This window comes from Ideonella azotifigens (assembly GCF_006519715.1).
Taxonomy (GTDB): Bacteria; Pseudomonadota; Gammaproteobacteria; order Burkholderiales; family Burkholderiaceae_C; genus Ideonella; species Ideonella azotifigens.
Genome location: NZ_VIDT01000175.1, coordinates 1 through 8,910 on the forward strand (window position 1 = coordinate 1; position 8,910 = coordinate 8,910).

The 8,910-nt window shown below is 64.8% G+C and carries 10 protein-coding genes; all 10 read right to left on the reverse strand.

Annotated features, from left to right (window positions below; all coding sequences use genetic code 11):
- Positions 1–253: 253 nt before the first annotated feature.
- Complete coding sequence (locus tag FKP22_RS12790) at positions 254–670, reverse strand: F0F1 ATP synthase subunit epsilon (RefSeq protein ID WP_141287873.1); 417 nt, start codon at positions 668–670, stop codon at positions 254–256.
- 126 nt (positions 671–796) lie between these two features.
- Entirely contained in the window at positions 797–2,221 is a 1,425-nt protein-coding gene (gene atpD / locus FKP22_RS12795; protein ID WP_141287874.1) for a F0F1 ATP synthase subunit beta, read from the reverse strand.
- Between the two features lie 58 nt (positions 2,222–2,279).
- Positions 2,280–3,164 carry a F0F1 ATP synthase subunit gamma gene (gene atpG, locus FKP22_RS12800; RefSeq protein ID WP_141287875.1) on the reverse strand — a complete coding sequence of 295 codons (885 nt, stop codon included), beginning with the start codon at positions 3,162–3,164 and terminating at the stop codon, positions 2,280–2,282.
- A gap of 35 nt (positions 3,165–3,199) precedes the next feature.
- Positions 3,200–4,750 (reverse strand): F0F1 ATP synthase subunit alpha, encoded by a 1,551-nt coding sequence (atpA, locus tag FKP22_RS12805; protein ID WP_141287876.1) that lies wholly within the window; start codon positions 4,748–4,750, stop codon positions 3,200–3,202.
- A gap of 77 nt (positions 4,751–4,827) precedes the next feature.
- Positions 4,828–5,361, reverse strand: coding sequence for a F0F1 ATP synthase subunit delta (locus FKP22_RS12810; protein WP_141287877.1), 534 nt, complete (start codon positions 5,359–5,361; stop codon positions 4,828–4,830).
- A gap of 3 nt (positions 5,362–5,364) precedes the next feature.
- A complete protein-coding gene (locus FKP22_RS12815; RefSeq protein ID WP_141287878.1) occupies positions 5,365–5,835 on the reverse strand; it encodes a F0F1 ATP synthase subunit B in 471 nt (156 codons plus the stop codon).
- A gap of 88 nt (positions 5,836–5,923) precedes the next feature.
- On the reverse strand, positions 5,924–6,187 hold the full coding sequence (gene atpE / locus FKP22_RS12820; RefSeq protein WP_141287879.1) for a F0F1 ATP synthase subunit C: 264 nt from the start codon (positions 6,185–6,187) through the stop codon (positions 5,924–5,926).
- Positions 6,188–6,256: 69 nt separating this feature from the next.
- Positions 6,257–7,135 (reverse strand): F0F1 ATP synthase subunit A, encoded by an 879-nt coding sequence (gene atpB / locus FKP22_RS12825; protein WP_141287880.1) that lies wholly within the window; start codon positions 7,133–7,135, stop codon positions 6,257–6,259.
- Between the two features lie 21 nt (positions 7,136–7,156).
- Positions 7,157–7,642, reverse strand: coding sequence for an ATP synthase subunit I (locus FKP22_RS12830; protein ID WP_141287881.1), 486 nt, complete (start codon positions 7,640–7,642; stop codon positions 7,157–7,159).
- A gap of 180 nt (positions 7,643–7,822) precedes the next feature.
- Positions 7,823–8,734 (reverse strand): SMP-30/gluconolactonase/LRE family protein, encoded by a 912-nt coding sequence (locus tag FKP22_RS12835; protein ID WP_141287882.1) that lies wholly within the window; start codon positions 8,732–8,734, stop codon positions 7,823–7,825.
- Between the last annotated feature and the right edge of the window lie 176 nt (positions 8,735–8,910).

Sequence of the window (8,910 nt, forward strand, 5' to 3'; positions counted from 1 at the left end):
GGCCGGCACTTCGCTCAACGACGCCAGTCCGTCTGCCGGCAAGGCACGCGGAGCGGCCAGCCAATCCAGCCAGTGGGCGGGATCGTCCAGGCCCGGTGCCCAGGCCGCCCAGCGCAGGATGCGAAAACTTGGCATGGCGAGACGGTGGGCGAATGAGAGGGCGACGGCTGCGGCGAACTTGAAGCCCCACAAGCACAAAGCCCGCCACGACCTGGATCGCGGCGGGCTTGCGGGGTTCGCTGCGCGCTGCAGCTTACTTCTTGCGCAGGCGCTGGATGGCGGCCAGTTGGGCGGCCATGGTGGCGAATTCGCCCTGGGCCAGCGCCAGGTCGATGTCGCTCTTGGCGTTTTTCATCGCGGCTTCGGCGGCCTTCTTGGCCTCGGTGGCCTTGGCTTCGTCCAGGTCGTGGCCGCGGATCGCGGTGTCAGCCAGCACGGTGACCGAGCCCGGCTGCACTTCCAGGATGCCACCGGCAACGAAGACAAACTCTTCTTCGCCCGTGTCGGCCCGCTGGATGCGCACCGCGCCCGGCTTGATGCGGGTGATCAGCGGCGTGTGGCGGGGCAAGATGCCCAGCTCGCCGTTTTCACCCGGCAGCGCGACGAACTTGGCCTCGCCGCTGAAGATCGACTCTTCAGCGCTGACCACGTCGACGTGAATGGTTGCCATGCTCGTGTTCCTCAAGTTCAAGAAGTTTCAGTAAGCGAGCAGTCGGGCCTCAGGCTAGGCGCTCCCCTCAGCCGTACACCCGTACGGCGAGGAGAGCAACGACGCATCAGGCCCGAATGCGAAGTCTTACTGGATCTTCTTGGCCTTCTCGAAGGCTTCATCGATCGTGCCAACCATGTAGAACGCTTGTTCCGGCAGGTGGTCGCATTCGCCAGCCACGATCATCTTGAAGCCGCGAATGGTTTCCTTCAGCGGCACGTACTTGCCCGGCGAGCCGGTGAAGACTTCGGCGACGTGGAAGGGCTGCGACAGGAAGCGCTGGATCTTGCGTGCGCGCGAGACGGCCAGCTTGTCTTCCGGTGCCAGTTCGTCCATGCCCAGGATGGCGATGATGTCGCGCAGTTCCTTGTAGCGCTGCAGCGTGGACTGCACGGCACGGGTGGTGTCGTAGTGTTCCTGGCCGATCACGTTCGGGTCGATCTGGCGCGAGGTCGAGTCCAGCGGGTCGACGGCCGGGTAGATGCCCAGCGAGGCGATTTCACGCGACAGCGAGACGGTCGAGTCCAAGTGGGCGAAGGTGGTCGCAGGCGACGGGTCGGTGTAGTCGTCCGCAGGGACGTACACGGCCTGGATCGAGGTGATCGAGCCGACCTTGGTCGAGGTGATGCGCTCCTGCAGGCGGCCCATTTCTTCGGCCAGCGTCGGCTGGTAGCCCACGGCCGAAGGCATGCGGCCCAGCAGTGCGGACACTTCGGTACCGGCAAGCGTGTAGCGGTAGATGTTGTCGACGAAGAACAGCACGTCGCGGCCTTCGTCGCGGAAGGACTCGGCAATCGTCAGGCCGGTCAGCGCGACGCGCAGGCGGTTGCCCGGCGGTTCGTTCATCTGGCCGTAGACCATCGCGACCTTGGACTCCGGCAGGTTCTCGAGGTTGACGACCTTGGAGTCGGCCATCTCGTGATAGAAGTCGTTGCCTTCGCGGGTGCGTTCACCCACGCCAGCGAACACCGACAGACCGGAGTGGGCCTTGGCGATGTTGTTGATCAGCTCCATCATGTTGACGGTCTTGCCGACGCCAGCGCCGCCGAACAGGCCGACCTTGCCGCCCTTCGCGAACGGGCAGATCAGGTCGATCACCTTGATGCCGGTTTCCAGCAGCTCTTGCGACGGGCTCAGCTCGTCGTAGGCCGGGGCCTTGCGGTGGATGGAGGCGGTCAGCTCGTGTGAGACCTCGCCGCGCTCGTCGATCGGGTTGCCCAGCACGTCCATGATGCGGCCGAGCGTGGCCTTGCCCACCGGCACGGTGATCGGGAAGCCGGTGTTGGTCACCATCACGCCGCGGCGCAAGCCGTCGGACGAGCCCAGCGCAATGGTGCGCACCACACCGTCGCCCAGCTGCTGCTGGACTTCCAGCGTCAGCGCCGAGCCTTCCATCTTCAGCGCGTCATAGATGCGCGGCATCTGGTTGCGCGGGAACTCGACGTCCACGACGGCGCCGATGCACTGGACGATCTTGCCCACGGCGGCCGTGGCTGCTTGAGTGTTCGACATTTCGGTGTCCTTCAATCTTTGATTCGCTGTATTCGGGTCTGGCTGCGGCGCTGCCGGCTCAACCGCTGATCGCGGCCGCGCCGCTGACGATCTCGGAGAGTTCCTTGGTGATCGCCGCCTGGCGGGTCTTGTTGTAGATGAGCTTGAGCTCACCGATCAAGGTGCCCGCGTTGTCGGTGGCCGCCTTCATGGCCACCATGCGCGCCGACTGCTCGGACGCCATGTTCTCGGCCACGGCCTGGTAGATCAGCGCTTCGAGGTAACGCTTGAACAACTCGTCGATCACGGTCGCTGCGTCCGGCTCGTACAGGTAGTCCCAACCGTAGGCCGACTTCTCGGCCGGCGTCTGGGCCAGGCTGTCGGCCTTCAGCGGCAGCAGCTGCTCGACCACAGGCTCCTGCTTCATCGTGTTGATGAAGCGGGTGTAGCAGAGGTAGACCGCGTCGACCTTGCCTTCGACGAAGGCGTCCAGCATGACCTTGACCGGGCCGATCAGGCGATCGAGCTGCGGCGTGTCGCCCAGCTGCGTGACATGGCTGACGACCTGGGCACCGACGCGGTTCAGGAAGCCGAAGCCTTTGTTGCCAATGGCCACGGCCTGCGACTTGCCGCCTGCTTCCTGCACCTCGCGCATCTTGCCGGTGACGGCCCGCAGCACGTTGGTGTTCAGGCCGCCGCACAAACCCTTGTCCGTCGTCACTACCACAAAGCCCGTGACACCGGTGCGGTGCTCGGTGCTCATGAAGGGCGAGTGGTATTCCGGGTTGGCCTGCGACAGGTTGGCCGTGATGTTGCGGATCTTGTCGCTGTACGGGCGCGCATTGCGCATGCGCTCCTGCGCCTTGCGCATCTTCGAGGCGGCAACCATTTCCATGGCCTTGGTGATCTTCTTGGTGTTCTCCACCGATTTGATCTTGCCGCGAATTTCCTTTCCAACCGCCATGACGGTGCTCCTTTCAGCGTTGCGTCAGGGCAGGGTCAGAAAGACTTCTTGAACGCGGCGATGGCGCCGGACAGTTCATCTTCGGCAACCTTGTCCATGGCCTTGTCGGCTTCCAGCTTCGCCAGCAGGGCGGCGTGACTGGCCTTCAGGAACTGGTGCAGGCCGGCTTCGAAGGCCAGGATGCGCTTGACCGGGATGTCGTCCATGAAGCCCTTGTTCACCGCATACAGCGTCGCGCCCATCAGGCTGATCGGCAGCGGCGAATACTGGGCCTGCTTGAGCAGTTCGGTCACGCGGGCACCGCGGTCCAGCTGCTTGCGGGTCGACTCGTCCAGGTCGGAAGCGAACTGCGCGAACGCAGCCAGTTCACGGTACTGGGCCAGGTCAGTCCGGATGCCGCCGGACAGCGACTTGATCAGCTTGGTCTGCGCAGCACCACCGACACGCGACACCGAGATACCGGCGTTGATGGCGGGGCGGATGCCGGCGTTGAACAGGCTGGTTTCCAGGAAGATCTGGCCGTCGGTGATCGAGATCACGTTGGTCGGCACGAAGGCCGAAACGTCGCCAGCTTGCGTCTCGATGATGGGCAGCGCGGTCAGCGAGCCGGTCTTGCCCTTGACTTCACCCTTGGTGAAGGCTTCGACGTAGTCGGCGTTGACACGGGCGGCGCGCTCCAGCAGGCGGCTGTGGAGATAGAACACGTCGCCAGGGAAAGCTTCGCGGCCCGGCGGGCGACGCAGCAGCAGCGAAACCTGGCGGTAGGCCACGGCCTGCTTGGACAGGTCGTCATAGACGATCAGCGCGTCCTGGCCGCGGTCGCGGAAGTATTCGCCCATCGTGCAGCCGGAGTAGGCCGACACGTATTGCATCGCGGCCGATTCGGAAGCCGAAGCAGCGACGACGATGGTGTATTCCATCGCGCCGGCCTGTTCCAGTGCGCGCACCACGTTCTTGATCGTCGAAGCCTTCTGGCCGATCGCAACGTAGACGCAGGTCATGTTCTGACCCTTCTGGTTGATGATCGCGTCGACGGCCACGGCCGTCTTGCCGGTCTGGCGGTCGCCAATGATCAGCTCGCGCTGGCCACGGCCGACGGGCACCATCGAGTCGATCGACTTCAAGCCGGTCTGCACCGGCTGGTCGACGGACTTACGGGCGATCACGCCCGGGGCGACCTTCTCGATCACGTCGGTCATCTTGGCGTTGATCGGGCCCTTGCCGTCGATCGGCTGGCCCAGGGCGTTGACCACGCGGCCAATCAGCTCGGGGCCGACCGGCACTTCCAGGATGCGGCCCGTGCACTTCACGGTGTCGCCTTCGGAGATGTGCTCGTACTCGCCCAGGATCACCGCGCCGACCGAGTCGCGCTCCAGGTTCAGCGCCAGGCCGTAGCTGGGCACGCCATCCTTGGTGGCTGGGAATTCGAGCATTTCACCCTGCATCGCATCGGACAGGCCGTGCACGCGGACGATGCCGTCGGTCACCGAGACGACGGTGCCCTGGTTGCGGATGTCCGTCGAGGTGCCGAGGCCCTCGATGCGGCTCTTGATCAGTTCCGAAATTTCTGCAGGATTGAGTTGCATTGCTTTCTCCGAAAGCGCGGCAGCCCGTTTGCGGCTGCCGAAGGATGAATGTGCGGATGCGGGGGCGTGCGGCGCGTTCAGTGGGTCAGCGCTGACTTCATCTGCTCGAGGCGCGCCTTGACCGAGGTATCCAGCACCTCGTCTCCCACGACCACGCGGATGCCGCCGATCAGCGACTCGTCGATCTCCACTGCGGCATTGAGCTTGCGTCCGAAGCGCTGTTCGAGCACCGCGACGGTCTCTGCCAGCTGCGCGTCCGACAGCGGGAAAGCGCTGGCGATGCGGGCGTCCGACACGCCGCTGCTGGCGTTGACCAGCGCGCGGAACTGCGCCGCGATCTCGGGCAGCGCAACCAGTCGGCCGTTGTCGATCACGGCAGTCAGCAGGTTGGCAACCTTGGGCGACAGGCTGATGTTGGCGACGCCAGCGATCAGCTCGAACACCTGGCTGGCGATGACCTTGGGGCTGTCGGCAAACTGGCGCAGCTGCGGGTTGCCGGCGACCTGGCCGACGGCTTCCAGCTGTTCGGCCAGTGCGGCGGCGTTGTCGCCAGCGACGGCCTTGAACATGGCTTCCGCGTAGGGACGGGCGATGGTTGCGAGCTCGGCCATGGTTTACAGCTCGGTCTTCAGGCGGGTCAGCAACTCGGCGTGAACGCCGGCGTTGACTTCGCGCTTCAGGATCGCTTCAGCGCCCTTGACTGCCAGCACGGCGACCTGCTCACGCAGCACCTCGCGGGCCTTCGTGGACTCCTGCTGCGCTTCGGCATGGGCGGCGGCAACGATCTTGGCGCCTTCTTCGCTGGCGCGGGCCTTCGCCTCTTCCACCAACTGCTGGGCCAGACGCTCGGCATCGGCCAGGCGCTTGGCGGCGCTGTCCTTTGCGGCGGACAGCTCGGCCTGGACCTTCTTGTCGGCAGCAACCAACTCGGCCTTGGCCTTGTCGGCGGCAGACAAGCCGGCGGCAATCTTCTGCGCACGCTCGTCGAGCGCGGCGGCAATCGGCGGCCAGACGAATTTCATCGTGAACCCGACCAGGATCAGGAAGACGATCATCTGGACGATGAGGGTACCGGTGATGCTCACTTTATTGCCTCAAACGGTGACTGGGACATTCAGCACAAGGCGCACCCTGTGGGGGTGCGCCCGGCCTCTCAAACTCGACAGACGCCGATTACTTGGCGAGCTGCTGGATCTGGCCCAGGAAAGGGTTGGCGGTGGCGAACCACAGCGCGATACCGGTACCGATGATGAACGCCGCGTCGATCAGGCCGGCCAGCAGGAACATCTTGGTCTGCAGTTCGCCCATCAGTTCGGGCTGGCGAGCGGCGGATTCCAGGTACTTGCTGCCCATGACGCCGATGCCGATACAAGCACCGAGCGCGCCCAGACCAATGATCAGGCCGGCGGCGAGGGCAACAAAGCTGATGACTTCCATGATGACTCCTAGGTCGAGAGGTTATGTTTACGAAAAGGGAAAAGCGAGAGAAATCCTGAACGGCCGCTGTCAGTGCGAGTCGTGCGCCTGGCCGATGTACACCAGCGTCAGCATCATGAACACAAAGGCCTGCAGCGTGATGATCAGGATGTGGAAGATCGCCCAGGCGGAGCCGGCAATGATGTGGCCGATGGCCAGACCGATGCCGGTGCCCAGACCGACGGAGGCGAAAGCGCCACCCATCAGGGCGATCAGCAGGAAGATCAGTTCGCCGGCATACATGTTGCCAAACAGCCGCATGCCGTGCGAGACGGTCTTGGCCACGAACTCGATGATCTGCATCAAGAAGTTGAAGGGATACAGCGCCCAGTGGTCACCAAACGGCGCCGAGAACAGCTCATGGATCCAGCCACCCAGGCCCTTGATCTTGACGTTGTAGACCAGGCAGACGATCAGCACGGCCAGTGACATGCCCATCGTGACCGAGAGGTCGGCGGTCGGCACCGAGCGCAGGTAGGCGTGGTGGGCATCGCCGCCATTGGCAACAACAATCTTCTCCCAGATCCAGGGCAGCAGATCGACCGGCAGCAGGTCCATTGCGTTGAGCACGAAGATCCACAGGAACACCGTCAGCGCCAGCGGCGAGACCAGCTTGCGGCTGTTGGCGTTGTGCACGATGCCCTTGGCCTGGTTTTCCACCATCTCGACCAGGATCTCGACGGCTGCCTGGAAGCGACCCGGCACGCCGGACGTGGCCTTGCGCGCGGCAAGCCACAGCACGAAGCAGGTGAGCACACCCAGCACGATGGAGAAGAACATCGAGTCCCAGCTGACCACCGAGAGGTCGAACGGGCCGTTCAACTCCTTGTTGCGCCAGTGGGTCAGGTGATGAACGATGTACTCACCGGCGGTGGGCGCGTGCTCTGCGACTGGACCTTCAGCTGACATGATTGATTGCTTCTCGTTCGTTCAACGCTTGCGGCGACCACGCCACGACAGCGCGAGCCAATAAACCTCGATGCACAGGACCAGCGCCACCAGCAAGGCTGGCCAGCTCAGGTCAGGCACCAGCTTCGGGGCCAGCATCAACATGGCCACCGAAATCCCCATCTTGCCGAACTGCCACAGCATGAAGCTCACGGCGGAAACGCCGGGCGCCAAGCTGCTGAGCCGGCTGGTCATGCCGCGCGCCATCAAGGCACCCGGCACCACCACCGCAGCCGCGCCATACAGCAGCGACCACGCCCACCCCTGTCGACCTGTGACCAGCCATGTCGCCGTGGCCAGCACCAACCCCACCACGGCCTGCACCGCGACCACCCGCCATGGCGACACCGATGGGTGCCGCGCCGCGAGGGCTTGCGCCTGCTCGCGATTCAGGGCTTGAAACTTTGGCTCATCGCCCTCTTGCTCGGAATCTGACCAGCGGTCAAAGCGGGCTTGCCGATCTGACATGGACAAAAAAGTTCCTTGGTAAAGGACATTGGGGGCGACAAAGCCTCGGAATTATAGGGTGAAAGCCTGCCTGTCCAAAACCTGTCGGTCTTGGCCTGCCAAGGCCGCCGGAATTGTTCCGGCTCTGCTTGACACCAGCCCCGGTTCGGTGCCAGCACCTGCCGAGCCTCGCGCCACGCCTCAAACCTGGGCGAAATGCACCGGCAGCCCCGGCACCTCGACCCGCATCTGCAGCACGCAACCGGCCCAGGGCTGGCGTTGCAACTCTTCGGCCGGCCGGTTTTCGCGCGAGGTCGTCACGTACAAGGTGCGCAGGTCGTCGCCACCAAAACACGGCATCGTCGCGCAACGCACCGGCAGCGCCACTTCCTGCAGCGGCGTGCCGTCGGGTGCCAGGCGCAGCAGCCGCTGGCCCTCGAACATCGCGACCCAGTAGCAGCCCTCGCTGTCGACCGCCGCGCCATCGGGCCGGCCGCCATACGACGCCAGGTCCTGGCCGGCCTGCTTCAACGGAAAGCTAGCGAAGACCCGCTGGCGCGACAGTTCACCGCTGGCCGGATCGAAGTCCAGCGCATGGATGGTGTGGGCCTTGGTGTCGCTCCAGTACAGCGTGCGGCCGTCCGGGCTCCAGGCCAGGCCGTTGCTGACCGTCACGTCGCCGGCCACGCGCGCCAGGTGCTCGCCGGACCAGCGGTACAGCGCCGCCAGCGCCGGCTCGCGCGGCTCGTAGATCGTGCCAACCCAGAAGCGGCCTTGCGCATCGGCCTTGCCATCGTTGAAACGCTCCTTGCGCGGATCGTAGGGCGGCCGCGCCAAGCGGCTGCGCTCGCCGCTGCGCGTGTCGAAGGTCCACAAGCCATCGCGCATGGCCAGCATCAGCCCGCCGCCCAGCAGTGGTGCGATGCTGCAGGGTTCGGTCTCGAAGGCCCAATGTTCGTGCGTCGCGGTGGCCGGATGGAAGCAGTTCAAGGTCTTGCCTGGAATGTCGCACCAGTACAGCGCCGCCTGCTCCGGGTGCCAGAACGGCGACTCGCCCAGCAGCGAGGGCGCCACCGGCAGCGGATGGGGGTCGAACAGCAATTCGGCAGGCATCGGCACGGTCCTTGGCAGATTCGTCAGGTGAACGGCCGGCAGCGCCGCCAGCCCGGCCCGCATTGTCGCGGCCGGCCAGCCGGCGCAGGAACATCCCGGTTACCAAGACCAGGCAATGGGGCCTTCTCCGCATGGCCGGCCCGCGGGCCCGGTCCGACACTTTGGCCGATGACGTC